Source organism: Vreelandella alkaliphila (genome assembly GCF_016107625.1).
GTDB classification, from domain to species: domain Bacteria; phylum Pseudomonadota; class Gammaproteobacteria; order Pseudomonadales; family Halomonadaceae; genus Vreelandella; species Vreelandella alkaliphila.
This window is the reverse complement of sequence record NZ_JABASV010000003.1, coordinates 98385-123069: the sequence shown is the minus strand read 5'-3', so window position 1 is coordinate 123069 and position 24685 is coordinate 98385. Positions and strand designations below refer to the sequence as shown.

The 24685-nt window shown below is 52.4% G+C and carries 24 protein-coding genes; 9 read left to right on the top strand and 15 right to left on the bottom strand.

Going from position 1 to position 24685, the window contains the following annotated elements:
* Window positions 1–60: 60 nt before the first annotated feature.
* From JFC11_RS05815 to speD, 4 genes are all read left to right on the top strand, one after another.
* Window positions 61–1071 (top strand): aminoglycoside phosphotransferase family protein, encoded by a 1011-nt coding sequence (locus JFC11_RS05815; protein ID WP_120386443.1) that lies wholly within the window; start codon window positions 61–63, stop codon window positions 1069–1071.
* The gene (murU, locus tag JFC11_RS05810; RefSeq protein WP_198348952.1) at window positions 1068–1745 is read left to right on the top strand and encodes an N-acetylmuramate alpha-1-phosphate uridylyltransferase MurU; all 678 of its coding nucleotides are present in this window, start codon (window positions 1068–1070) and stop codon (window positions 1743–1745) included. The genes JFC11_RS05815 and murU overlap by 4 nt, the downstream gene beginning before the upstream one ends.
* A gap of 70 nt (window positions 1746–1815) precedes the next feature.
* On the top strand, window positions 1816–2235 hold the full coding sequence (locus JFC11_RS05805; protein WP_038477634.1) for an OsmC family protein: 420 nt from the start codon (window positions 1816–1818) through the stop codon (window positions 2233–2235).
* 234 nt (window positions 2236–2469) lie between these two features.
* Window positions 2470–3264 carry an adenosylmethionine decarboxylase gene (speD, locus tag JFC11_RS05800; protein ID WP_030073826.1) on the top strand — a complete coding sequence of 265 codons (795 nt, stop codon included), beginning with the start codon at window positions 2470–2472 and terminating at the stop codon, window positions 3262–3264.
* 72 nt (window positions 3265–3336) lie between these two features.
* Here the strand turns inward: speD and lpxL are convergent, their stop codons facing one another.
* The 12 genes from lpxL to JFC11_RS05740 form a co-directional block, all read right to left on the bottom strand.
* Window positions 3337–4251, bottom strand: coding sequence for an LpxL/LpxP family Kdo(2)-lipid IV(A) lauroyl/palmitoleoyl acyltransferase (gene lpxL / locus JFC11_RS05795; RefSeq protein ID WP_120386441.1), 915 nt, complete (start codon window positions 4249–4251; stop codon window positions 3337–3339).
* A gap of 12 nt (window positions 4252–4263) precedes the next feature.
* The gene (alr, locus tag JFC11_RS05790) at window positions 4264–5364 is read right to left on the bottom strand and encodes an alanine racemase (protein ID WP_198348951.1); all 1101 of its coding nucleotides are present in this window, start codon (window positions 5362–5364) and stop codon (window positions 4264–4266) included.
* A 120-nt stretch (window positions 5365–5484) separates the two neighbouring features.
* Window positions 5485–6456 (bottom strand): RNA polymerase sigma factor RpoS, encoded by a 972-nt coding sequence (gene rpoS, locus JFC11_RS05785; protein ID WP_038477648.1) that lies wholly within the window; start codon window positions 6454–6456, stop codon window positions 5485–5487.
* 154 nt (window positions 6457–6610) lie between these two features.
* Entirely contained in the window at window positions 6611–7708 is a 1098-nt protein-coding gene (locus JFC11_RS05780; RefSeq protein WP_198348950.1) for a peptidoglycan DD-metalloendopeptidase family protein, read from the bottom strand.
* Window positions 7709–7715: 7 nt separating this feature from the next.
* Window positions 7716–8687 carry a DUF368 domain-containing protein gene (locus JFC11_RS05775; RefSeq protein ID WP_120386438.1) on the bottom strand — a complete coding sequence of 324 codons (972 nt, stop codon included), beginning with the start codon at window positions 8685–8687 and terminating at the stop codon, window positions 7716–7718.
* Window positions 8684–9361 (bottom strand): protein-L-isoaspartate(D-aspartate) O-methyltransferase, encoded by a 678-nt coding sequence (locus JFC11_RS05770; protein WP_095604000.1) that lies wholly within the window; start codon window positions 9359–9361, stop codon window positions 8684–8686. The genes JFC11_RS05775 and JFC11_RS05770 overlap by 4 nt, the downstream gene beginning before the upstream one ends.
* On the bottom strand, window positions 9348–10094 hold the full coding sequence (gene surE / locus JFC11_RS05765) for a 5'/3'-nucleotidase SurE (protein WP_089039633.1): 747 nt from the start codon (window positions 10092–10094) through the stop codon (window positions 9348–9350). The genes JFC11_RS05770 and surE overlap by 14 nt, the downstream gene beginning before the upstream one ends.
* A 50-nt stretch (window positions 10095–10144) precedes the next feature.
* Window positions 10145–11185, bottom strand: a complete 1041-nt coding sequence (gene truD, locus JFC11_RS05760; RefSeq protein ID WP_198348949.1) for a tRNA pseudouridine(13) synthase TruD — start codon at window positions 11183–11185, stop codon at window positions 10145–10147.
* Window positions 11178–11666, bottom strand: coding sequence for a 2-C-methyl-D-erythritol 2,4-cyclodiphosphate synthase (gene ispF / locus JFC11_RS05755; protein ID WP_038477666.1), 489 nt, complete (start codon window positions 11664–11666; stop codon window positions 11178–11180). The genes truD and ispF overlap by 8 nt, the downstream gene beginning before the upstream one ends.
* Entirely contained in the window at window positions 11666–12382 is a 717-nt protein-coding gene (gene ispD, locus JFC11_RS05750) for a 2-C-methyl-D-erythritol 4-phosphate cytidylyltransferase (RefSeq protein WP_038477669.1), read from the bottom strand. Before ispD ends, ispF begins: the two co-directional genes overlap by 1 nt.
* Window positions 12379–12732, bottom strand: coding sequence for a cell division protein FtsB (gene ftsB, locus JFC11_RS05745; RefSeq protein ID WP_038477672.1), 354 nt, complete (start codon window positions 12730–12732; stop codon window positions 12379–12381). The genes ispD and ftsB overlap by 4 nt, the downstream gene beginning before the upstream one ends.
* A 100-nt stretch (window positions 12733–12832) precedes the next feature.
* The gene (locus JFC11_RS05740; protein ID WP_198348948.1) at window positions 12833–13981 is read right to left on the bottom strand and encodes a GNAT family N-acetyltransferase; all 1149 of its coding nucleotides are present in this window, start codon (window positions 13979–13981) and stop codon (window positions 12833–12835) included.
* 160 nt (window positions 13982–14141) lie between these two features.
* Between JFC11_RS05740 and JFC11_RS05735 the strand changes: the two genes are divergently transcribed.
* The 4 genes from JFC11_RS05735 (at window position 14142) to JFC11_RS05720 (ending at window position 20844) form a co-directional block, all read left to right on the top strand.
* Entirely contained in the window at window positions 14142–15497 is a 1356-nt protein-coding gene (locus JFC11_RS05735) for an aldehyde dehydrogenase family protein (protein ID WP_198348947.1), read from the top strand.
* A 115-nt stretch (window positions 15498–15612) separates the two neighbouring features.
* Window positions 15613–18225, top strand: a complete 2613-nt coding sequence (locus tag JFC11_RS05730; RefSeq protein WP_198348946.1) for an ATP-binding protein — start codon at window positions 15613–15615, stop codon at window positions 18223–18225.
* Window positions 18222–19991, top strand: coding sequence for an EAL domain-containing response regulator (locus tag JFC11_RS05725; RefSeq protein ID WP_198348945.1), 1770 nt, complete (start codon window positions 18222–18224; stop codon window positions 19989–19991). Before JFC11_RS05730 ends, JFC11_RS05725 begins: the two co-directional genes overlap by 4 nt.
* On the top strand, window positions 19981–20844 hold the full coding sequence (locus tag JFC11_RS05720; protein ID WP_038477687.1) for a MurR/RpiR family transcriptional regulator: 864 nt from the start codon (window positions 19981–19983) through the stop codon (window positions 20842–20844). Before JFC11_RS05725 ends, JFC11_RS05720 begins: the two co-directional genes overlap by 11 nt.
* 32 nt (window positions 20845–20876) lie before the next feature.
* On the opposite strand, the gene JFC11_RS05715 is transcribed toward JFC11_RS05720, so the two are convergent.
* Together JFC11_RS05715 and JFC11_RS05710 are read right to left on the bottom strand one after the other, a co-directional pair.
* Window positions 20877–21236 (bottom strand): RidA family protein, encoded by a 360-nt coding sequence (locus JFC11_RS05715; RefSeq protein WP_038477690.1) that lies wholly within the window; start codon window positions 21234–21236, stop codon window positions 20877–20879.
* A gap of 71 nt (window positions 21237–21307) precedes the next feature.
* The gene (locus JFC11_RS05710; protein WP_038477693.1) at window positions 21308–21793 is read right to left on the bottom strand and encodes an Lrp/AsnC family transcriptional regulator; all 486 of its coding nucleotides are present in this window, start codon (window positions 21791–21793) and stop codon (window positions 21308–21310) included.
* A gap of 218 nt (window positions 21794–22011) precedes the next feature.
* Here JFC11_RS05710 and JFC11_RS05705 point away from each other — a divergent pair, with 218 nt between their 5' ends.
* Entirely contained in the window at window positions 22012–23703 is a 1692-nt protein-coding gene (locus JFC11_RS05705) for a 2-isopropylmalate synthase (RefSeq protein WP_120386435.1), read from the top strand.
* Between the two features lie 11 nt (window positions 23704–23714).
* Here the strand turns inward: JFC11_RS05705 and JFC11_RS05700 are convergent, their stop codons facing one another.
* The gene (locus tag JFC11_RS05700; protein ID WP_198348944.1) at window positions 23715–24569 is read right to left on the bottom strand and encodes a universal stress protein; all 855 of its coding nucleotides are present in this window, start codon (window positions 24567–24569) and stop codon (window positions 23715–23717) included.
* Window positions 24570–24685 lie beyond the last annotated feature (116 nt).

Sequence of the window (24685 nt, the reverse complement as noted above, 5' to 3'; positions counted from 1 at the left end):
CTTGGCATCCAGAATCGGTATTATACAGCCCGCATGATGCCCGACCAGCAAGGAGCTTGCATGTCCTCTTCTAGGATTGACGCCCTCACCCAGTGGGTGGCTGAACAAAATGGCCTAAACAGCGCCGCTATCCGCCTTTCCCCAGCGGGCGGTGACGCAAGTTTCCGGCGATATTTCCGGCTGACACTGCCCTGTGGCAGCACTCGCATAGTAATGGATGCCCCCCCTAACCAGGAAGACTCAACGCCGTTCGTCGCTATCGGAAAGCGCTGGTACGCGGCAAAACTGCCCGTACCGCATATTTACGCCGCCGATCTCGACGCGGGTTTTTTGCTGCTTGATGACCTTGGGGATACCCCTTTACAAGCGCTATTCACTGATGAAGCGCGCATTCAACAGAGTCATTTGGATGCACTGTCGTTACTGGCCAAGTTACAAAACCACGCCAACCCTGCCGCGCTGCCGCCTTATGATGCGACGCTGCTGAACCGAGAACTCGACCTTTTTCCTGAGTGGTGTTTAAACAATTGGCTGTCGTTATCAACGCCAGCCAGTTGGGATGCGCTGCGTGGCCACCTCGTTGAGCAAGCCCTCAATCAACCCGTCGTCAGCGTACATCGTGATTACGATGCGATGAATATCATGGTGCACAACCAGCAGCTTTACATGATTGACTTTCAAGACGCAGTGGCAGGGCCAATTAGTTACGACGTTATTTCCTTACTGCGCGGTCGCTACTGCCGCTTTTCTCAGGCGCAGTTTATGCAGTTTGTCGACTCGTTCTATCGACAAGCGTGCCAAGATGGGCGTCTCCCTCGCCATGCCAGCAATGATGAATTTCTTATCCAATGCCAAGCCATGGCCGCTCAACGCTCGCTAAAAGTGCTGGGAATTTTTTGCCGCTTAACGCTTCGCGATGCCAAACAAGGCTATTTATCACGCCTGCCGCATTTTTTAGCGCATTTAGAAGATAGCCTAACCGCGCTGCCCCAGCACAGCGAGTTTGCTGAATGGGTAAGTGGCACACTGCGCCCCGCCATTGCCCTACGTTTAGCAGAAAGCACATTATGAAAGCGATGATTTTAGCCGCGGGACTTGGCAAACGGATGCGGCCACTTACCGACCACTGCCCAAAACCACTGTTACCGGTAGGCGATAAGCCGCTTATTGTGCACCACCTCGAACGGCTCAAGCGTGCAGGCATTGATGAGGTGGTCATCAACGTGAGCTATCGCGCAGAGCAGATCATGGCAGCGCTAGGTGATGGAAGCGACTACCAGTTACGGATTCTTTGGAGCCATGAAGAGACACCTTTAGAAACCGGCGGAGGCATTCAAAAGGCACTCCCCCTGCTTGGTGATGCCCCGTTTCTGCTGGTCAATGGGGATGTCTGGTGCGATTACATTCCCTCAGAATCACTGCTACAGGGAAGTGACCTAGCCCATCTTGTGCTAGTAGATAACCCTTCCCACCACCCTACCGGTGATTTTTCCCTTATCAACGGACGCGTTGGAATGGAAGGCCCTCAGCGTCTCACCTTTGCCGGCATTAGCCTGCTGCACCCGGATCTTCTTGCCGATCAGACGCCAGGGGCATTTGCCCTGGCACCGCTGCTTAAGCAAGCAATGGCAGACAAGCGGGTCAGTGGTGAACACTTTTCAGGCCACTGGGTAGATGTAGGAACTCCAGAGCGCCTTGAGGTTCTTGAACATCACCTTTTAGCGCAACAGATTAGCAAGCGATGAAAAAGTGCGTCTATCGCTAGAAATGTTATGCTTCGCAACTACCTATAGGTGCCTAGATGAGGAGAGCGACGTGAAAGCACGGGTAAAATGGACAGATGGTCGCCAATTTGTAGCAGAGTCCGGTAGTGGGCACAGCGTCGTTATCGACGGCCCTCCTGACCACGGCGGCCGCAACACCGGCCCCCGCCCAATGGAAATGCTGCTGATGGGCATGGGTAGCTGCACCGCCTTTGACATCTTGAATATTCTTGATAAAGCCCGCGCTGATGTCACCGACTGTATCGCGGAGCTTGACGCAGAGCGCGCTGATGAAGTGCCCTCCGTATTTACCAAAATCCACGTACACTTCGTGGTGACTGGCCGCAACTTAAAAGAGAAGCAGGTACAGCGGGCGGTTGAGCTCTCCGCAGAGAAGTACTGCAGCGCATCTATTATGCTGACACAAGGCGGCGTTGAGATTACCCACTCTTTTGAGATTGTCGACGCTTGAACTACTCGGAGCGCCATCCTTCTCATGTATCAACGACATATGTATTAAAAAAAATAGCGCGGCTGGATGCATACCATGCGCTTGGCGGGCATAATACGCTCGCTTGTTTTTACCCCTACTGCGTAGCAAACAGCCGCTTTGCAGAAAGCGACTACAGCATCACGGTGACAAGTTACTATCGGTTCCGGCGCTGGCTCGTCGGGGTGTCTTCATCTGCCATAGGGAGGTTCGGACGTGTCAGATAATCTCCGACTCCACGGGTTTAATAACCTGACTAGCTCGTTGAGCTTTAACATTTACGACATCTGTTACGCCAAAACCGAAGAGCAGCGTGCGGCTTACATTGATTATATCGATGAGCTTTACAACGCCGAACGTTTGACGCAGATTCTAAAAGACGTCACCAATATTATTGGCGCTCATGTGCTCAATATTGCTCGTCAAGACTATGAGCCCCATGGGGCCAGCGTTACGATTCTGATTGCTGAACACGAGCTGGATGAAGCAAACCCAGAGCAAACTGAACCAGGCCCTGGGCCGCTACCTGAAACAGTCGTGGCACATCTTGATAAAAGCCACGTGACAGTGCACAGCTATCCTGAGTCGCATCCTGATAACGGTATTAGCACCTTTCGATTGGATATTGATGTGTCTACCTGTGGACACATCAGTCCATTGAAAGCACTGAACTACCTAATTCACAGTTTCGACTCTGACATTGTCACCATGGATTATCGGGTTCGTGGCTTTACCCGCGATGTCGATGGTAAAAAGCTGTTTATTGATCACGACATTACCTCGATCCAGGACTACTTGGCAGAAGATACCAAGCACGCCTATCAGATGATCGATGTGAATGTTTATCAAGAGAACATGTTCCACACCAAAATGCTGCTGAAAGATTTCGAACTTGATAACTATCTGTTCGGCACATCGCGCCGCGACATTACCTTCGAAGAAGCACGAGACATTGAAAGCCGTCTGCGCAAAGAGATGCTAGAGATTTTCTACTCTCGAAACCTGGACTAACGCCTGCTTTCAACGTTAACGAAAAGCCGTTTTGCTACTAAGCAGAACGGCTTTTTTTGTTAACGGATGTCGCTAGTAAACGCTTGGCTCACCTTCCGGACGCGTTTTAAAGCGCCGATGAAGCCATAAGTACTGCTCCGGATACTTACGAATAGCTTGTTCGATAAATTCATTTACCCGAGTAGCGTCGGCCATTTCATCACCGCTTGGGAAGTTATCAAGCGCGGGCAGGCAGGTAATGGTATATGTCTGGTCATCAGGATTGCGGTGGAACATCAATGGCACCACCGGCGCGCCCGTCATTCGGGCGATTTTTGCGGTCAGCCTAATCGTAGCGGCTTGCTGGCCGAACAGTGGCGCAAACACGCTAACATCGCGACCAAAATCCTGATCCGGTGAATACCACACTATGTGACCTGCTTTAATCCTGCGCACAACACCACGCAAGTCATGCCGATCGATCGCTTGGCCAAAAATACGTGAGCGGGCACGAGTCATAAAGCGTTCGAATAAGGGGTTGTTGTGCGGGCGATAAACCACATCAGCAGGGAAAAATAGCGAATGCAGCGCCCCCCCTAAATCCAGTGTGGAGAAGTGAATTCCCACCACCAGTACGCCCTTGCCTTGCGCTTTAGCCCGTGCGAGATGCTCTTGGCCATGATAGGCCACCCGGTGCCGTAACCCTTCTGCGTCACGACACCAACCAGTGGCTGTTTCCACTAAGCCAATACCGTTCGCAATAAAAACCTCTTTTACCAAGCGGCGCTGCTCATCGACACTTTTTTCAGAGAAACAGAGTGCAATATTGGTCGCAGTGATATGACGACGACGTTTCGCAAAGCGCCACGCCAACAGGCCAATTATTTTCCCAACCCACAGCTTAAGCCGCCAGGGCAACCAAGCAACGACATACATTGCTCCAATAGCCAGCCACGTTGACCAATAACGGGGATGCGCGAAAGAGCGCGGATACGTACTTTTAGACATACTGATAACCGTTTAAGCGAAGGCCCCATGGTAGCGGCGCGGCGCTCTTGGCAGCACTCCCGTTAACAGGGTATAGCTGATGGTATCGCAATAGCGTGCTACCTCATCAATGGACAACACGGCACCGTTGCTAGCGGCTCCCCACAGCACCACCTCACTACCGATAGCAGCCCCCGACACGTCGGTGACATCTACGGTTAGCATGTCCATTGAGACCTTGCCGGCAATCGCACAGCGCTGGCCATTCACTAACACCGGGGTGCCGTCTATGGCGTGGCGATCATAACCATCACCATAACCTGCCGCAACGACGGCAATTTTAGAACGCCGAGATGCGCGCCAACGGCCACCGTAGCCAACAGGCTCGCCTTCCTCTAGTTCACGAAGGGCAATAATTTCGGAACGTAAGCTCATCACCGGGCGCAGTTGCCGGGTGATCTCATTGGCGTCTTCCAGCGGGTCACTGCCATACAGCATGACACCAGGGCGATTCCAGTCGCCATGGGCGATTGGCCATGCCAGTGTTGCCGGGGAGTTTGCTAAGCATAGGGGCGCATCAAGCGCTTCTGCCAATGTCGTTAAAGCGGCCATTTGCTGATTAAAGTAGCTGCCCTCACGTGCATCTGCTGTCGCAAAGTGGCTCATCAAATGCAGCGCTGTCACCTGTGGTGCGCTAGCTAACCGCTGCCAAACATCAAGTGCCTCGTCTAGAGAAAAGCCTAAACGATGCATACCGGAATCCACTTTCATCCATACCGGAATAGGTTGACGGGGTGAAAAAGCCAATAAGGCCGCTACCTGCCACTCACTGTGAACGCTGATCCAAAAATTGTGCTGATCAACGAGCGCCAGCTCGTCAGCGGTAAAAATACCTTCAAGCAATACAATAGGTTTTTTAATTCCCCCTTCACGCAGGCTAATCGCTTCTTCTATACAAGCAACAGCAAATGCGGGCACATCAGCTTCTAGAGCACGCGCGCACTCAAGCGCACCATGACCATAAGCGTCCGCTTTAATAACGGCTACCGAGCGACTTTGGGGCGCGCAGCGGCACGCTAGTTGATAGTTATGACGCAGGGCGTCTAAATCAATATGGGCCACCAAGGGGCGCATCACGTTTCTCACTTACACAGTCAATAGTTAACGGTTGATCAACCAATGGGCGTCAAAAACAACGCACCGAGCGATGAACTCGGTGCGTTATGGTCGGTATGACACAACAGCTTACCGCGATTAGCTCTCGAAAATAGCGTTAAGGGAAAGGCCCTGTTTTTCCAATGAGCGGCGCAGTTTCTTTAGTGCTTCTACTTGGATTTGCCTAACACGTTCGCGAGTTAAGCCAATTTCTGCACCAACTTCTTCCAACGTGGCGGACTCATGGCCTCGCAAACCAAAGCGGCGTACAACCACCTCTCGCTGCTTATCACTTAGCTCATCCAACCAGTGGTCTACGTGCTCACGCACATCGCCATCCACTAAGCATGCTTCCGGCCCTAGCACGTCGTCGTCGGTTAAGGTGTCGATTAACGGCTTATCGCTTTCGCCACCCATTGGGTAATCTACCGAGGAGACGCGCTCATTAAGCCCAAGCATCTTCTTAACCGTTTCTACTGGCTTATCGAGATGATCTGCGATCTCTTCTGCAGTGGCTTCATGATCAAGCTTTTGGGTCAGTTCACGCGCTGCACGCAGGTAAATATTTAGCTCTTTAACCACATGGATCGGCAAACGAATGGTGCGCGTTTGATTCATTAGCGCACGCTCAATGGTTTGTCGAATCCACCACGTGGCATAGGTAGAAAAGCGGAACCCTCGCTCAGGGTCAAACTTTTCCACCGCTCGGATTAGCCCAAGGTTACCCTCCTCAATCAAATCAAGCAGTGTAAGCCCCCGATTAAGATAACGCCTGGCAATTTTAACGACCAGGCGAAGGTTAGACTCGATCATCCTTGACCGTCCAAGCGGGTCACCTTTACGCGCTAAACGGCCATAGTAGACTTCTTCTTCCGGCGTTAATAACGGCGAAAAACCAATTTCATTGAGATAGATTTGTGTCGCGTCCAAGCTTTGAGTCGATTGACGCTCATCACGGCTCAACGCTTTTTCAAAGGCGTCTTCCTCCGCGGAGACATCATCGACGCTATCCAGCGCCTCTTCAACAGCGTCCAGGTCAACCTCCTGTAGATCCTTCTCCAGCATACTCATGGTAGTATCCCCCGTTATTTCGCCTAACCGCCATTTAGAAAAGTAAAGGTGGCCGCACTCCCTGTGCACTTACACCATTTTTGTTATATGACGCCCTAACTCTAGCTATTCGGGTACCCCAATCACACCAACTTAAAGGTTCGCTTGGCAATGATTAACGGGACGGCAGATAGTCCAAGGGATTTTGAGGCTGCCCATCACGGCGTACTTCAAAGTGCAGTTTGACACTGTCTGCATCGCTATCCCCCATCGTGGCAATCACTTCTCCTGCTTCAACGACATCATTTTCTTTAACGCTTAAGCTATCATTATGCGCATAAGCACTCAGATACTGATCGTTGTGTTTGAGTAGTATTAAGTTACCGTAACCCCGTACGCCGCTACCCGCATAGACAACGATACCAGGGCCTGCCGCCTTGACAGGTTGCCCCTTTTGCCCGCCGATATCAATCCCAGCGGTGATAGAGCCACCCTGACCAAACTCTCCAGTTACCTGGCCTGATGTTGGCCATTGCCAGTTAACATTATCAACAGGTGTAAACGTGCGTGAGGAGCGGTCAACGCGAGCGGTTTGGCTCGGCTGCTCAGCCTCTGCAGGCGGTGTGGTCACTGCTGGCTCAGGTTCTGGAGTTGGTTCAGGTTTGGGCTCTGGCTTAGGCTCAGCCGTTGGTTCCGGCTCACTCGTAGGCTCTGACTGAGACGCCTCAACAGTAGACGTCGCCTCGGTGTTAGCGGCACTTGCGCTATCAGCCACTTGCTGCGCGGCGGCCACCGACGCTTGCTCAGCAGCTTGCTCAGCACGTTCCGCCCGCTCAGCCGTTAAACGCTGGTTACGCTCAATCGCACTCTCATCGGGCAGCAACCAATCTAGCTGCTGATCGTTACTTGCCACGGAAGTCGCTTGAGGGTTCAGTCCTGTTGCGACAGCGCCCGACGCAGGGCGCTCTGGGGCAGAGGAGCCTGCTGACGGGTTACTTGATGCCGCCGCGCCTTCACGCAGCGCAATGGTTTGGCCTGGGTAAATTTGATAAGGCGCATCAATATTGTTGATTTGCGCCAACTGACGATAATCAAGATTGTGCTGCCATGCGATGCCATAAAGGGTATCGCCTGTTTTAACAGTATATTGAGGTGAGTCTGCTACCGCGCGGCGCGCTTCACTTAAATCACGCACTTGTGGGGTGTTTTGCTGCTGATTGGCGCAGCCGCTGACCGCTAACGCCAATACTGACATGATAAAAACCTTACGCATGGAAACCCTACTCCTTTTCAACGTCGCGCGCGTTTCCTATTGATCTATGTCCGGCATAGTGCACTGCGCGACGGTTTAATAACACCACCAATAGTGCGCCAACCACCATTAGTGCCACAACGCCTACCGTTTGTGCAGATGCACCAGACAATACCGCATAGTCACTAGGCAACAGATAACGATGAGCCAACGGGATCATTTGCCCATCAGGGCCAAGCTGATAACGAACCAGCTCTTTCCACGGCCATAACACGGGTAACGAGCCAACAATAAACCCGAGCAAAAGCTGTAGCGTAGAATCATGATGGCGACGCAGAAGCCACGACAGTAGTCGCGAGAATAACGCCAAACCAACAACGCACCCCATGCCAAAGAGTATGATAATACCGATATCAAAGCTTCGAATAGCCCCTAAAATGGTGCCATAAAGCCCCATCGTAAGCAGCAAGAAGCTACCAGACACTCCTGGCAACAGCATGGCGCTAATAGCAATACAGCCAGCTACCATGACTACCAAAGCTTCATTACCAATAAGTAACACCAGCGGCATCATACCTGGCAGCGACTTAGCCAACAGCAGCCCGCCGACCATCGGCAATAAATACCAAAATTTCCAGCCTCTTCCCGCCTTGGCGACAACAAACCCCGACGCGGCCACCAAGCCGAAGAAAAATCCCTCAATCAGCAGCGGCTGCGCTTCCATTAGCCATAGCGCTATATGAGCCACACTGAAAAGGCTAACCGCAACGCCAAGTAGCAGCGGCACTAGAAAGGCCAAATTCAAATGCTGAGCCAGCGCTAGCCAACCACCACGACGCCAAGCGATGAAGGCGCCGGGGCCAAACTGTTTGATGGTATTAATGAGTTCCTCATAAATACCGGTAATAAATGCGATCGTTCCACCTGAAACACCGGGCACCGCATCGGCTGCCCCCATCCCTGCGCCTTTTAAAAACAGCTCTACAAATCGACGCTTCAATCCACCACTCCTTGCAATAGAGGTACAAAGCGTACGGGTTCGAGCCGACGCTTTTCAAAGGCACTACCAATGCGTTTTATTTGGGTGAGCCATTGGCTACCGTCAGGCTCTTCTAATGGAGCAATGAGTACACCATCATGGCTAAGCTGCTCCAATAGAGCTTCTGGCAGCGTTTGAGCACAAGCGGTTAACAAAATCACATCAAAAGGCGCAGCTTCTTGCCACCCTTCACCACCATCAGCCACTGCCAGCGTCGCTGGGGCATCAAGCCGCCAAAGCCGCTCTGCAGCGCGTTGATGTAATGCATAAATACGTTCGACCGAATAAAGCATTGGCACCAGCCGAGACAGTATCAGCGTTTGATAACCCGAACCGGTCCCCACTTCAAGCACGCGCTTTGGATTAGCCCGTAACACCAGCTCGGTCATGCGCGCAACCGTCAAGGGTTGCGATAGTGTCTGACCAAAACCGATAGGCAGCGCGGTGTCTTCATAGGCACGATGCGCCAGCGCTTCATCAACGAACAAGTGCCTTGGCTCACCTGCCATAATATCGAGCACCCGCGCATCCTGAATACCCTGCTGCTCAAGCCGCTCTACCATGCGATCTCGAGTCCGCTGAGAGGTCATGCCTCGTCCGCGCAGCTCGTTGGGCGAAAGCTCAGGCAAAAGCATCCAACCAGTCCTGCACGTCGCTGCGCGCGGGATGGCGCGTTAAGTCAGTTTGTAGTGGAGTAATTGATACATAACCTGCTTCGATAGCAGAGAAGTCGGTATCTTCACCATCATCGGCGTTAGCCGCCACCGGTGCTATCCAGAAGCGCGTACGACCACGCGGATCTTTTACGGGAACAGGTTTCTCTGCTGGTCCGCGATAGCCTAAGCGGGTCACTCTGACGCCTTTAATTTCTTCCCACGGAACATCTGGCACGTTGACATTCAAGAGTGTGCGGGGTGGCAGTGATAGCTGATCGGCAGCACCGATTAAGCTGGCCGCCACTTTCGCAGCCGTCGCGAAATAGCGCTCACCACACAGCGACATAGCAATGGCAGTCATGCCCAAATTGCGCCCTTCCATGGCAGCCGCCACAGTGCCTGAATAGAGTACGTCATCGCCAAGATTGCTGCCGTGATTAATCCCCGAAATCACCAAGTCAGGACGCTCATCCCAGACGCCGTTCACGCCCAGATAAACACAGTCGGCAGGCGTACCGTCTACGCTATAAAAGCCATTATCTAACGCGGTTAAAGAGAGCGGACGAGAAAGCGTCAGCGAGTTACTGGCGCCGCTGCGGTCTCGATCGGGAGCAACCACACGTAAATTCGCATGGGCGACTAGCGCATCATGAAGTGCCCGCAAGCCCGGTGCATGGACACCATCGTCATTGGAAAGCAGCAGTCGCCGCATTAACGTCTCCTTTATAGATGCCTAGCAAAGATAAGCGCACGTTGGGCGCATTAAGCAAAATCCGGATGAGCAATTAACTCACTCACCACCGCCGTGGCAAAACTTCCCCGTGGTAAGGCAAATGAGAGTACCACGGCATTAGGTAATATCTCGATACTAGGCGAAATTAACCTTGCTCGCAGCGCCCGATGGGAGCGTTTCACACCGCTTTTCACCAATCCCTCGCACAGCATTGGATGGCACGCTAACAGCCGTTTTTCGTAGTCAGCCACTTGATACTCAGCGAGTTCCCCGACACCCCACAGGGCACCGGTTGGATGAATATCAAGCGCAGCGGCACGACCGATCAAGTCGTCGTCAACGGCATCAACGGTAAACACACTGTGTGTGCCATCCAGCATCAGCATATCGCCCGCTAGCGGCTGGCACCACGTTCCATCCGTCAAACGCTCGCTCAGCAACTCGTTAAACAAGAAGCTACGCGCGGTGGAAAGCATCATGCCTTGGCGATCATCTCGCTTGCGCCAACCTTTAGCTAGAAGAGCTTCTGCACGCTGTAAATTTCGCCCTTCAGGACCAAAACGCTGGGGTCCAAAATAGTTAGGCACACCGTGGCGACAAAGCGCCTCCCAGCGGTCAAAAAAATTCGGATGTTGAAGCGCTTCACCACTAAGCCGCAAGGTAAAGTGGTTCGTGCGATGGACACCGCGTTTGAGTTTTCGGGGATGCCTTGCCTGGGCCAACACAGTAATACCCACTGCCGCTAATGATTCGCTCAAATCACGTGGCGCCTCGCGTCCGGGCAAATGCACGCTTAACCACTGCCGCGTCACTGCGACACGATCCTTCATCCCGGAGTAGCCCACATCTCGAAGTGTGACACCACAAAGGCGGCTGACGCTTTTCACCACATCTAACGTGGTTTGATGGCGCTTTTCAAGACGTAACCACAGGTGCTCGCCATGATTTTCAGGCGTAAAGTCCAACTGCTCGTCGACGACAAAATCTTCTGGCTGAACGCGATAGCCACCTGGACTAGGGGCACCAAACTCGGCATCTAAGCAGCGCTGCCAAGCGGGTAAGTTAAGCATTTAACGCCTCTTGGTGTTCAATCAACACCACTGCCTCAGCGGCGATACCCTCGCCTCGCCCGGTAAACCCAAGCCGTTCAGTCGTTGTGGCTTTAACATTGACCTGCCCAAGGCTAATACCTAAATCTTCAGCGATGACAGCGCGCATCGTATCAATATGCGGCGCCATTTTAGGCGCCTGCGCCATTAACGTAGCATCCAGGTTAACCACACAGAAGCCCTCTGCGTGAACCAGTTGAACCACGTGGCGCAATAAATGGCGACTATCTGCGCCAGCCCATGCTGGGTCGGTGTCGGGGAAATGCCGCCCGATATCACCGAGCGCACAGGCACCTAGCAGTGCGTCACTGATAGCATGCAGCAACACATCGCCATCCGAGTGGGCAACAAAACCATGTTCGAAAGGCAGCTTAACGCCACCAATCATCAAATGGTCGCCAACGCCAAATCGGTGCACGTCAAATCCGTGGCCAATTCGCATTAACAACTCCTTTCAGATTCAGAGGATTGGGCTACTTGCGACGCCATGATAGCGGCAGCAAGGGCAAGGTCATCAGGATGGGTGATCTTGAGATTATCACGACGCCCACTAATCAGCCTGGGCGCCTGACCAAGCGCTTCAACAGCCGAGGCTTCATCCGTGACCACACAGTGATTAGCGACAGCATATTCAAGGGCGCGCCGCAAAAGCGCATAACGAAAAGCTTGAGGTGTTAACGCGTGCCACAGCCGATCCCGAGGCTCTGTCACGGCGCTTAATTGTTCGGCATTGGCCCGTTTCATGGTGTCAGCAACAGGCATCGCCAAGAGTGCGCCACTTGAGTGCTGCTGAGCAGCGTCATAAAGCGCCAGCAAATCAGATGATGTAATGCAGGGGCGCGCGACGTCATGCACCATCACCATATCGTTTTCTTGCGCTTTTATAGCGTGCAGCGCATTTAAAACACTATCCATTCGCTCCGCGCCACCCGCCACCCGTTGCCACTGGGGAAATGGCACCCATTCAGGCTTGAACCAATGATCATCACTATCCAGGCACAGCACAAGATGCGCAGTGGGGAAGGCTCGGTGTAGTCGACTAAGTGTATGGGCAAGAATGGGCTTTTCGCCCAGTGGCAGGTACTGCTTAGGCTTATCAGCGCCCATTCGCTTACCTTGCCCAGCGGCGGGCACGATTAGCCACAGCGAATGACTCATTCGTTTGTGTCCTCGCTAGGCAAGTTTGGCTGAGTCACTAGCCCCGCATTGATGCCCACTAGCTCTGCTTCAATGGCAACACCCGGCACCCAAAAAAACTGCTCATCGCTACGCACCATGCCCATGTCGCTACGAGCACGCTCTTCAATCGCATCCAGGCCGGTTTTTAGGTCGGTAACTTCAGCCGCTAACCGAGCATTGCGCTCTCTCATCGGCACATTGGCAGCCTCTTGAACGGCAACGCGCTCCTCTACCAGTTGCAAATCCTCCCAGCCACCATTACCTAGCCAAAGTTGGTATTGGAGAAGCCCCAATACAGCAAGCAGCGCAACCGTTAGCCATTTATGCATCACCGCATCCCTTTGTTTAGGCCTGAACGAGGCGCATTATGCCATCATGGGCTATTTCCAGCGAGTCACGCTTTATATAGCTGGCTTTATAAAGCGATTTTCATTTGAACGGTAATGCGTCGGCCGCTGCCTCTCGATAGGCGCTGATATGGGCCCCCTCTTCTTGGCAAAATTGGGCGACTCCAGCCGCTAGGCCTGGGTGTACAAGATAGTGCAGCGAACGTACCCGCTGGGGCGCAAAACCACGCACCAGTTTGTGCTCTCCTTGAGTACCGGGGTCGAACAAAGAGAGCCCCTTTTCCAGACAAAATTCAATGCCTTGGTAGTAGCAGGCTTCGAAATGAAGACAGTCGGCAACCACCTCACTTCCCCAATAGCGGCCGTATAAAGTGCTATTGCCACGAAAATAGAGAGCCGCTGCAACAGGCTGGCCATCCAGCAGCGCCTGAACCAATACAAGCGCTTCAGGCATCGAATGCCGTAATCGCTCGAAAAAAACGTCATTTAAGTAGGGAGGCCGTCCCCGCTCGTGGTATGTGATCGTGTAGCAGCGAAAGAAGTGCGCCATTGCTTCTTGCGTAATCGCCTCGCCCTCTAAACGTCGTAGCGTAAAGCCTTGCTCGGCGACCAAGCGACGCTCACGTTTAATCATTTTGCGACGCTTCGACGTAAGGCTCGCCAGGAAGCCTTCAAAATCACCAAAGGTGCGATCTCGCCACTGGAACTGAACGCCTTCTCGCGCAATTAACGCTGGAAACTGGCGCTGCCAGGCATCCACTTCGTCATCTTGTGCAAACAGGAGGTGCCAACTCGATAACGCTTGTTCTTCACAATGGGTTTGCCACGTCGCTGCTAATAACCCGCGAACATCCTCCGCGTTGGCATCATCGGCAATTAAAGTACGCGTACCAGGCACCGGGGTAAAAGGAATGGCACTTAATGCCTTGGGGTAATAATGGCCGCCTGCTCGCTCCAGTGCATCGGCCCATCCCCAATCAAACACATACTCACCGTAAGAGTGGTGTTTGCGATACATGGGCAACGCGCCCACTAAGCGGCTATCTTGCCATACGCACAGATGGCAAGGCTCCCAGCCGGTCGCCTCGCAGACAGAGCCGCTGCTTTCTAATGCATGCAAAAACGCGTGTCGTAGGAAAGGCTGGTCGCTACTCACCAGTGCGTCCCATTGGGCGGCATCCACAGCGTCGATAGCAGGTAGCATAATGCATGACAGTGAGCGCGAAAGCATGATGCCTCCCGAGGCATATCGTTTAAATGGTGAAAGTGTGACCTTACCACCAACCAAGCTGTCAGTGCTTTTGTTGATGCTGTCATTTCTATTTGGAGTGAGGTATTCAAGTAGCAGGACAAACGACTATTGTTATTAAGAATTAACCCAAGGAGCTGCCATGAAACGCGATTTAATGCGCCTGTTGCACACTCAGCGTCATGCGTTTGGCCAAGCGCCCTTCCCCTCATTAAGATTGCGACGAGAGCGCTTAGCCCGCCTTGCACGAATGACTAAGCATCACCAGCGGGAGATTATCCAGGCCATTCAAACTGACTTCGGCAAGCGTAGTGAGACAGAGATACGCTTAGCAGAGATTAACGCGGTGCTGCATGCCATTCGTCATACACGGCGAAACCTATGGCATTGGATGCGCCCATACGCTGCCAACATGCCATGGCGCTTATGGCCCGCCCGCGCCCGCATCGCTCCTCAGCCACTTGGCGTGGTGGGTATTATGTCGCCCTGGAACTACCCCTGGAGCTTAGCAGTGATGCCCGCTATTGATGCTGTCGCAGCGGGTAATAGCGTCATGATCAAGCCCAGCGAGCACGCCCCCAATACCAGCGCCCTGCTGGCTAAGCTAGTACCGCAGTACTTTACCGATGAAGAAGTATGCGTTGTTGAAGGCGGCCCAGAGATAGCAAAAGCGTTTAGCGTACTACCTTTTGATCATCTGGTTTTCACCGGCTCGACGGCGGTGGGCTGCCAAGTTGCACTTGCCGCTGCCGAGCAGTTAACCCCGGTGACGCTTGAACTAGGTGGTAAATCACCCGCTATCGTGGCGAGTGACGCTGATCTGGATCGTGCGGCCACCTCAATTATATTTGGCAAGGGAATGAATGCCGGCCAGACCTGCATTGCGCCGGATTATGTGCTTGTAGAAAGCCGCCACCTGGAAGCACTTATTCAGGCACTAAGTCGAGCTATCGAACAGCAGCGCCCCAGCGATAAAGAGGCCACAGGCTTTGTCAGCCCCCATCATCAGAAACGCAGTGAACGGCTGATAGCACAAGCGAGAGATCACGGCTGCCGCATCATCGATATCGGGCAACACGCACCAGCGCTCGTTATTGATCCAACCCAAAACCTTGAGCTGATGCAAGAGGAAATTTTTGGCCGTGCACTACCGCTTATCAGCGTTAAAAACATCGACGACGCGATTACCTTTGTGAATACCCGGCCTCACCCACTGGCACTTTATGCCTTCACCGACAATAAGTTGCTGCAAACAACCTTGCGTCACACCACTCGCTCTGGTGCGCTGGTATTTAACGAAACGCTGCTTCATCACGCCGTTCCCTCGCTGCCCTTTGGTGGCGTTGGTGAAAGCGGTATGGGGGCTTATCACGGTCGCCATGGTTTTGAACGGTTCAGCCATTTACGAGGTATTTTTTATCAATCAAAACGGGCCTCTAGTTCACTGGTAAGGCCACCTTATAAGCGCTGGCTATTAAAATTACTCAGGATTGGCTAAAGCTTCGCCATTAATACCCGATAATTATTACTATTCGCCGATTAGTTAACTACGCCGATTAGTTAACGACTTAGTTGAGCGCACTTTTTGAATGAACTATTTTTTGGGACGCACAATGCAAGCCGCAGATTTTCCTGAGAATGAATACCAGCGCTTGGCGGCATTGCACGCTCTCCAGGTGCTTGACACACCCGCTGACGAAGCGTTTGACCGAATCACTCAGCTTGCTTGCGGCCTCTTTGACTTACCTATTGCGCTAGTTTCCCTCGTCGATGCAGAACGACAGTGGTTTAAGTCTCACCAAGGATTGACTACCAGCGAAACCTGCCGAGACCTATCGTTTTGTGCCCACGCGGTGGGGCTTAATGACATGCTGGTCGTCGAAAATGCACTCGATGATCTGCGCTTTGCGGACAATCCCCTCGTCACCGGCCCCCCGCACATTCGCTTTTATGCCGGACAGCCATTACAACTGGCCGATGATCTGCCCGTAGGTACGCTATGTTTAATTGATCGTCAGCCGCGCTCGTTTAGTCAGCGAGACCGAGGCATTTTAAAAAGCTTAGCTGGGCAAGTGGAAGAGTTGCTTCGCCAGCATCAAATACGTAGAGCCCTGGCTCAAACGACGCGCCGTTACGAGGCGCTGTTTAACGAAAGTGCCACCGGCATCGTGCGCATTGACCGCTCTGGTAGCGTGTTAAGTATTAATCCTTTTGCACTAACGATGCTGGGCTATCAGCAACACGAAGTAGTCGGTAACAATGTGTCGATGTTTACACCTGCATCGATCAACGCTCATCACGACAGCTTTCTTGCCAACTTTTTGGCGGGCAGCGAACCCAAGGTGATTGGCCGAGGCCGAGAAGTAGAAGCACTCCATAAAGACGGCCACTTGATACCCGTCCATCTTGCCGTCAACGCCATCCATAATGAGCAGGGAGATTTTGCTGAGTTTCTGGGTATTCTGACCAACTTAACTGATGTTTATAACGCCACACAGCAAATTCATAAAGAGCAAAGCCTACTTAAAGTGCTTCATCAAGGCATTACGGACTATCAGGCACTAATGTCGGTTGAACAGTTGTGGACGTTTTTAATGGAAGCGCTGCGAGAACTCACTGATAGCGACTACGCCTTGATTGGGGAAGTGCTGCCTACCGATACCACCAATGCTCTCAAGATACATGCTATCACTGACCTCTCCTGGAGCGATGAATCCAGACTTCTGATGGAGCGTCTACGCAGCGGAGATATGACGCTAACCAACCCTAACTCACTCTTAGGGCGTGTCTTTGCCCATGGCGATGTCATCATGACTAACGACGTTTATCGCCATACCAAGCGCGGCGGCTTCCCACCAGGTCACCCTCGCTTAGACAACTACTTAGGCGTGCCGATTTTCAGCGGCGATAGACTTATTGGCATGTTTGCCATCGCAAATAGTAAACAGCCATTAAACCAGACTCTTTTAGACTGGCTTCAACCTTTTACTGATACCTGCGCGCTACTCATTAACCTCTATCGCCAAATGGCAGAGCGCGAGCAAGTTACCTGCGATTTAGCAACCGCTCGTGATCAGGCAGAGCAAGCTAACAAGGCAAAAAGTGAGTTTCTCTCTTCAATGAGCCATGAGTTGCGCACCCCTCTTAATGCGATTATCGGCTTTGCCCAACTGTTAGCAAAAGGCCGTCGTGATCCACTGAGTGAGAAGCAGCAACGCCAAGTAGGGCAAATCGAGAAGAGCGGTCAACACCTGTTAAGCCTGATTAATGAAGTACTTGATTTAGCGAGGATCGAAGCAGGACACATGACGCTTTCATTAGAGCCTATGCTAATCGAAAACGTATTGGATGATGCCTGCACAACGCTGGAAGCCAACATCGGAGCAGCCAATATTACGCTAACGCGTGATTCATTAGCGCTACCCTGCATGGTCATGGCGGATTACACGCGGGTTAAGCAAGTACTGCTTAATTTGCTTTCCAACGCGATTAAATACAATAGAGAAAACGGCACCATCCATGTAAATATTGAGCCGATTGGGAGCGAACTAAAAGTGAGCGTTATCGACTCTGGGCATGGTATTGCGCCAGAGCGCCAGCACGAGCTTTTTGAACCGTTTAACCGCCTGGATGCAGAGCACGGACCGATTGAAGGGACAGGCATTGGGTTAGCCATTACGCGTGAACTGGTAGAGCGGATGAAAGGGCGTCTCGGTGTTGATAGCCAACCAAGCAAAGGCTCCACCTTCTGGTTTACGCTGCCCATTACCGAACACCCGGCCGAACATGAAGCACCGTCTCATAATAGCGTCGTGGGCACCTCAAGCGGTTCTCCCCGCGCATTCAACCTGCTTTATGTAGAAGATAATCCTGCTAATCAGCGGCTTATGGAAGATATTATTGACGACTTCCCATCAATACAATTACGTGTCGTGGCAAGCGCTGAACTCAGCTTGGAGATAATGCGTCATTCGCCACCTGATCTCGTCCTAATGGATATCCATCTACCCGGAATGAGTGGTTTTCAAGCGCTCGACATTATGCAAAACGACCCCATGCTAAAGCAGATCGATGTCATAGCGTTATCTGCCAATGCGATGGAGCGAGACTTACATTATGGACTGGCGGCTGGGTTTGCGGACTACCTTACCAAGCCTATTGATATTGACAAATTGACCGTATCGCTAAATCGATTTATTACCATTGCACCAAGGACGGCGCTATGAGTCTGCTCCATAAACACCTCCTCGTGGTGGACGACAACAGTATTAACGTGGAGCTGCTATTGGACCTGCTTGACGACCATGGCTTTGAAAACACGCATGGTATAAGCGATCCACGCAAAGTGCTGGCGCACTGTCAGCAAACGTTGCCAGACCTGATCCTGCTTGATATTCGCATGCCTTACTTGGATGGGTACGCGGTTATCAATCAATTGCAAGCAGAGTTTGGTCACCATATCCCCCCAATTATTATACTCACCGCACAGATTGATGATGAAACGCGTCATCGCTCACTGAGCATGGGTGTGCGCGACTTCGTCACGAAACCGTTCAAACAGGATGAGGTGCTACAGCGCATCCGCAATACATTAAGCGTTGAGCACCGTTATCAAACCCGCAATCAACAGGCAGACGTACTTGAACGCATGGTGGCAAAGCGTACAAAAGAGCTAGATCGCCAGTCTCGTACCGACCCAATCACCCAACTAGCTAATCGCCGCGCACTGACTCAAATGCTTCGTGAAGCAGCAATGCGAGGCACGGGAACAGGGCTTCTCTTCATTGCGCTGGACCACCTAGACGACGTTATTAAGCTACATGGCTATGGCGTCGCTGATAAATTGATGGTTCATATCAGCCGTCAACTTTCGGCTAAACTCAGTCAGCAATGCCAAATAGGTTTGTGGGGAGGCAGTGAGATACTGGTGATTACTGCTCGCGCCGAACTCGAGGCGTTACGCCACTCCGCGGCGCAGCTATTGAGCTGCTTCGATCAAGACCAAGCGCTGGGCGACCTACTACTGCCTCTAAATGCGCGCATTGGCATTAGCTGGGCGGATGCCCATTTCGATATTGAACGCCTTGTGCATATGGCCGCCTTAGCGTTGCCGCAGAACGGTACGCTGCGCGTTCAATGCTATAACGAAACGCTGGAAGCGCAACAACGCCAGCGCCTGAATCTTCAGCAAGCTATTCGTGGTGCGACCGAACGGGGCGAGATGTCCCTGGCATTTCAACCAAAAGTTTCTCTGGCAACACAGCGTGTTATCGGAGCTGAAGCTCTCCTACGCTGGAACCACCCCGAGCTAGGCCATATTTCCCCAGGGGACTTTATTCCCCTTGCGGAAGCAAGTGGTGATATCCTCTCTATTGGTGAGTGGGTGCTTGAGAAAGCAATGCAGCATATCGTCGAATGGCGAATAAAAGGCCTGCTGGATGATGACTTCCATATTGCGGTGAACGTTGCAGCCCGCCAGTTGGCGCGCAAAGACTTTGCTCAGGCATTGCTTTCCAAGCTGGCTGAGCAAGAGATCCCTGAACGTTTTTTTGCACTGGAAGTTACTGAGTCAGGCTTATTAAGCGATATGCACAACGCACGCACGCAGTTGGCTCAGCTTGCTGAGATGAATATTGCCGTTGCGATCGACGATTTTGGCACTGGTCACTCTTCTCTCGCCTATGTTAAAACACTGCCCTTCTCTACCCTGAAAATAGATCGTGCCTTCGTCATGGATTTAGAGCACGACGCAGTAGACCGTCATTTAGCCCTTACCATTACTCAGCTTGCCCATGCCGTTGGGTGCGACGTAGTGGCAGAAGGTATTGAAACATCTGCCCAGGCGGACTACTTACGTTCTATTGGCTGTGAAGCGGCGCAAGGGTATTACTATGCGCGTCCGCTAACCGCCGACGCATTTTTTACGTGGTGCCTCGAATGGGCACCCAACGCCCAAAAAAATATTGCCATGGAGGCTGTTGATGGCGCATGACCTGCTTGACCGCTTACGCGAACGCTTAGAAGAATTAAACCGCTCAGAACGCAAAGTTGCCAATGTCATCCTGGAGGACCCAGCAGTAGCCACCAGCTTGAGCATTGCAAGCCTTGCCCAAGCGGCCAGCGTCAGCGAGCCTACGGTCAACCGGTTCTGCCGCAACTTCGGCGCCAAAGGCTACCCCGATTTTAAAATCAAACTTGCGCAGAGCCTCGCAGGCGGAACGCCCTATGTGACGCGAGCTGTCGAGCCCGGCGATACGGCAACGCAGTATACCCATAAGATTTTTGGCGCGACGATTGCCGCCCTGGACGAAGCCCAGCGTGAGGTCGATATGGCCGCCGTTGAGCGCATGGTTGATTATCTTACTCAAGCAAAACAGATCCATTTCTTTGGCTTAGGTGCCTCAGGTGCCGTCGCTCAGGATGCCCAGCACAAATTCTTTCGCTTTAACTTGCCCGTCATGGCCTATGTAGATGTGCTGATGCAGCGCATGGTGGCTGCCGCTTGTCATACCGGTGACGTAGTGGTGATTATCTCGTACACAGGCCGCACCAGAGAACTGGTCGATATTGCACGCGTTGCTCGCGAAGCAGGCGCCGTGGTGCTGGGGATCACCGCCCCTAACTCCCCGCTTTCTTTGGAATGTACCTCGACTCTCGAAGTCGCCACCCCCGAGGACACCGACCACTATATGCCCATGACCTCGCGGATGATTCAACTAACGCTGATTGATGCCTTAGCCACTGGGGTTACACTCAGGCGCGGCGAAGATTTCCTACCGCACCTGAAGAAAATCAAAGATAGCCTGCGCGATACCCGCTTTCCTGTGGAAAAGGCAGGTAAGTAATCAGTAAGACAGCTATCGCTGATACGGATACCTTAACTGCTGACGGCAGTGGTAACGGTAATTTCTACTTTTAACTCATCCGCAGGCAACGGCGCGCATACACAGGTGCGTGCCGGTGCATAGCCTTCGGGTACCCAGGCATCCCACACCTCGTTCATTGCAGCAAAATCATTGCCGTCTTTAAGGTAGATTGTCGCACTCAGTAGCTGCTCGCGGCTGGAGCCAATTTCTTTTAGCAAGGCATCAACCCGTGCCAGCATACTCTCGGTTTGCTCCTTAATTCCTTCGTGGCGCGCTTCAGGACCGCTTACCTGGCCACACAAATAGGCCACACCTTGATGAATAACGGCACGGCTCATACGGGCTTTTGTATCATGGCGCTGAATTGTCATGGTTCAATCTCCTAGGTAAGACAAAAAAAGCAGTGTAAACCGCCACCGCTTCGTTGCCTATGCCTTCTTAATCAAACGCGCTCCGTAGGCACGGGGCGATGCTCAAAGACTCGTCGCAAAACAAAGCTGGTGTGGGCTCCGGTGACGCCTTCAATACGGTTGATCACGTGCAGTAAAAGGTGCTGATAGTCGTCCATATCCCGCACTAGAATCTTGAGCTGAAAATCTGCCGCTTGGCCGGTGATAATCAAACACTCAATCACGTTGGGGATTTTACGAATATGACGTTCGAAGTTATCAAACCGTTCGGGAGTATGTTGATCCATTGAAATGTGCAGCAACACCATCAGTTGATAGCCTAGCTGCCGCGCATCAACATCGGCCCGATATTGGGTAATTAAGCCGTGCTCCTCTAGCGCACGCACCCGGCGCAAGCAAGGTGAAGGGGAAAGCCCGATGCGCTCGGCTAACTCCTGGTTACTAATCCGCCCTTCCTGCTGTAACACATTCAGAATGTGGCGATCAAAACGATCAAGTTCAAGCGGCACGACAGGCATAACAAGCAGCTCCTACCAATAAAAAATAAAAATACGACATTTATTGCCAATTATTGGCGATAAAACCACATTTTCGCAATAACCTTTCGCCTTACTTCAAGTAAACTGTATTGACTGTCACAAGCAGCCCCTACACGGTGCCTTACCCAGACACCTGTTAACGCGGCTTACGCCACAAGCGGCCGCCCAACTAACTCACTGCCTTCAGGAAACTCACCATGTCTGCTTTTGATCATCGCAAATACCGCCCTGCTCCGCGTGTTCCCGCCTTCAACCGCCAATGGCCTGACCGCGACCTAACTCAAGCGCCCATTTGGCTAAGTGAAGACCTACGCGATGGCAATCAGGCGCTATTAGAGCCGATGACGGTTGAGCAAAAGCAGCGCTTTTGGCAGCAGATTATTAAAGTGGGTATTAAAGAAGTGATGGTGGGCTTTCCCTCGGCTAGCCAACCAGACTACGACTTTGTCCGCTGGCTAATTGAAGAAGACCAAATTCCAGACGATGTCACTATTGCGGTACTCGTGCAGTGCCGTGAACACTTAATCGAGAAAACCTTTGCATCGCTGACGGGCGTCAAGCGCGCCATTATTCACCTGTATAACTCCACTTCGACCATCCAGCGCGAGCGGGTGTTTGAGATGGATCGAGATGGCATTACCGATATTGCCGTGCAAGGCGCTACCTGGGTGAAGACCTATGCTGCCCAACACCCAGATGCTGACTGGCGTTTCCAATATTCGCCGGAAAGCTTCTCTAGCACTGAAATCGATTTTTCACTGGCCATCTGCGAAGCCGTGATGGATGTCTGGCAGCCAACGCCTGACAACAAATGCATCCTCAACTTGCCCACCACGGTAGAAGTTGCGGGGCCACATCATCATGCTGACCAGATTGAATACTTTTGCCAGCACATTAGCCGTCGCGACAGCGTGATTATTTCGGTACATACCCACAACGACCGCGGCGGCGCAGTCGCCTCAGCAGAATTGGCACTGTTGGCGGGAGCTGACCGCGTCGAAGGCACGTTACTGGGTAACGGCGAGCGCACCGGCAATATGGACATTGTCACCTTGGCGATGAACCTGTACAGCCAAGGCATCGACCCGCAGCTGGATCTTTCTAACCCGGACGAGATCGTTCAGGTGGTGCATGAGTGTACTGGTATTACTATGCATCCGCGCCATCCCTGGGTTGGCGAGATGGTGTATACCGCGTTTTCTGGCAGCCACCAGGATGCTATTCGTAAATCCCTCAAGCATCAAAAGCCCGACGAGCCGTGGCAAGTGGCTTACCTACCCATTGACCCGCATGATATTGGCCGCGACTACCAAGCCGTTATCCGGGTGAATAGCCAGTCTGGCAAAGGTGGCATGGCCTTTTTGTTGGAGCGAGACTACGGCATTAATTTACCGCGTTGGATGATGCTGGCCCTTGCTCCTTACGTGCAACAAGAGAGCGAACGCCGCAACGGCGAGCTTTCTAGTGAAATCATTCGCCAAGTGATGTTTGATAATTTCACTCAGGATGCGCCACTGGCATTGGCCGATTACCGGCTATCAAAAGGCCAGCACGAGGGAATAGAAATAACCCTTTGGCAAGGCGCTGAAACACTGCGCTTGTCAGGTACCGGCAATGGCGCCATGTCATCCTTCACTGATGCTTGGAAGAAGCATTCAGGCAGCAATGTAGCCATTATTGACTACAGTGAGCACTCCTTGGGTGGCGACAGCGAAGCCAATGCGATTGCCTTTGTGCAGCTGAATATTGATGGACAACGACTTTGCGCCGTGGCCGAAGATAGTGACACCGTTAGCGCATCGCTGAAGGCGCTGCTGTCAGGCATTAATATGGCGCAGGCCACCAAGCAGCATCAGCAGGAAGGTGCGGATGTCGAAGTAGAAGCATAATCTTTCACAAGTCAGCGCAGAATCAGCACCGGCAAATGGGCATTGCGTAGCATGGCGGTCGTCGTGCTGCCAATCAGCAAGTGACGAATACGCGAATGCCCATAGGCACCCATGACCAACAGGTCAATACCGTGCTTCTGCTTATAAGCGCGCAAGGTTTCTTCCACTTCGCCAGCGCGAATTGCGCCTTCAGCGTGGTGGCCAGCAGACTCAAGAACATCAATTGCCCACTCAAGCTGTGATCGATTTTCTGCCGTCTCAGCGCCCACGATCACAGCATGGCAGGCAACACCTTCAAAGAGCGGGCTTTTGGCCAGCATCTCAATGCCTTTGCGAGCCGTTTTGCTGCCATCAAACGCCATCATCACGTTTTTCGGCTGCGTAAACTGCTTAGGCACCATCAATAGTGGGCGATGCATCTCACGCACAACGCGTTCAAGGTTAGAGCCGAGATGGCCACTGGCTTGATGCGCAGTTTCGCCACGCTTGCCTAGTACCAGTAAGCGCATCTCCTTTTCGTTCTCAACCAAGGTCTCTACCAACGTTCCGTTACGCTGAAGGCAGAGTGGATCAACAATACCGGCTTCGATTGCGCGTGCTTTTGCCGCATCGAGCATATAGCGCCCCTGCTCACGGGCAACTTTCGCGCGCTGTTCTTCAATATCAGAAAGCTTTTCAAGCAGATGCTCTCGGGTCCCTAAACCTAAATTACCGGTTAGATCAGGTTCTGCCACCTGGGCGTGGTTATCCAGGGTATGAATAAAGCTTAATGGCGCACCAAGTGCCTTGGCGGCCCAAACAGCATAATCACAGATACTTTCTGAATACTGAGATCCATCAATAGCGGCGAACACGCGATCAGACATAAAAGCGACTCCTTGAGCGGGTGCGTTAAGATTTTTATTATTCTCACTCTTTTTTACACGAACTTATTGACCAGCGACACCTTAACGCGTTCTTTGTGTTCATCCCTATCGTTATG

Bases quoted from the DNA above. Each gene is read 5' to 3' on its own strand.
- ftsB (WP_038477672.1), bottom strand. From the start codon at position 12,732: ATGCATAAATGGCTAACGGTTGCGCTGCTTGCTGTATTGGGGCTTCTC.
- JFC11_RS05780 (WP_198348950.1), bottom strand. From the start codon at position 7,708: ATGCGTAAGGTTTTTATCATGTCAGTATTGGCGTTAGCGGTCAGCGGC.
- JFC11_RS05720 (WP_038477687.1), top strand. From the start codon at position 19,981: ATGGCGCATGACCTGCTTGACCGCTTACGCGAACGCTTAGAAGAATTA.
- JFC11_RS05735 (WP_198348947.1), top strand. From the start codon at position 14,142: ATGAAACGCGATTTAATGCGCCTGTTGCACACTCAGCGTCATGCGTTT.
- JFC11_RS05715 (WP_038477690.1), bottom strand. From the start codon at position 21,236: ATGACAATTCAGCGCCATGATACAAAAGCCCGTATGAGCCGTGCCGTT.
- JFC11_RS05730 (WP_198348946.1), top strand. From the start codon at position 15,613: ATGCAAGCCGCAGATTTTCCTGAGAATGAATACCAGCGCTTGGCGGCA.
- JFC11_RS05710 (WP_038477693.1), bottom strand. From the start codon at position 21,793: ATGCCTGTCGTGCCGCTTGAACTTGATCGTTTTGATCGCCACATTCTG.
- murU (WP_198348952.1), top strand. From the start codon at position 1,068: ATGAAAGCGATGATTTTAGCCGCGGGACTTGGCAAACGGATGCGGCCA.
- ispD (WP_038477669.1), bottom strand. From the start codon at position 12,382: ATGAGTCATTCGCTGTGGCTAATCGTGCCCGCCGCTGGGCAAGGTAAG.
- surE (WP_089039633.1), bottom strand. From the start codon at position 10,094: ATGCGGCGACTGCTGCTTTCCAATGACGATGGTGTCCATGCACCGGGC.
- ispF (WP_038477666.1), bottom strand. From the start codon at position 11,666: ATGCGAATTGGCCACGGATTTGACGTGCACCGATTTGGCGTTGGCGAC.
- truD (WP_198348949.1), bottom strand. From the start codon at position 11,185: ATGCTTAACTTACCCGCTTGGCAGCGCTGCTTAGATGCCGAGTTTGGT.
- alr (WP_198348951.1), bottom strand. From the start codon at position 5,364: ATGCGCCCCTTGGTGGCCCATATTGATTTAGACGCCCTGCGTCATAAC.
- JFC11_RS05700 (WP_198348944.1), bottom strand. From the start codon at position 24,569: ATGTCTGATCGCGTGTTCGCCGCTATTGATGGATCTCAGTATTCAGAA.
- JFC11_RS05770 (WP_095604000.1), bottom strand. From the start codon at position 9,361: ATGCTTTTGCCTGAGCTTTCGCCCAACGAGCTGCGCGGACGAGGCATG.
- JFC11_RS05705 (WP_120386435.1), top strand. From the start codon at position 22,012: ATGTCTGCTTTTGATCATCGCAAATACCGCCCTGCTCCGCGTGTTCCC.
- JFC11_RS05815 (WP_120386443.1), top strand. From the start codon at position 61: ATGTCCTCTTCTAGGATTGACGCCCTCACCCAGTGGGTGGCTGAACAA.
- lpxL (WP_120386441.1), bottom strand. From the start codon at position 4,251: ATGTCTAAAAGTACGTATCCGCGCTCTTTCGCGCATCCCCGTTATTGG.
- JFC11_RS05740 (WP_198348948.1), bottom strand. From the start codon at position 13,981: ATGCTTTCGCGCTCACTGTCATGCATTATGCTACCTGCTATCGACGCT.
- JFC11_RS05725 (WP_198348945.1), top strand. From the start codon at position 18,222: ATGAGTCTGCTCCATAAACACCTCCTCGTGGTGGACGACAACAGTATT.
- rpoS (WP_038477648.1), bottom strand. From the start codon at position 6,456: ATGAGTATGCTGGAGAAGGATCTACAGGAGGTTGACCTGGACGCTGTT.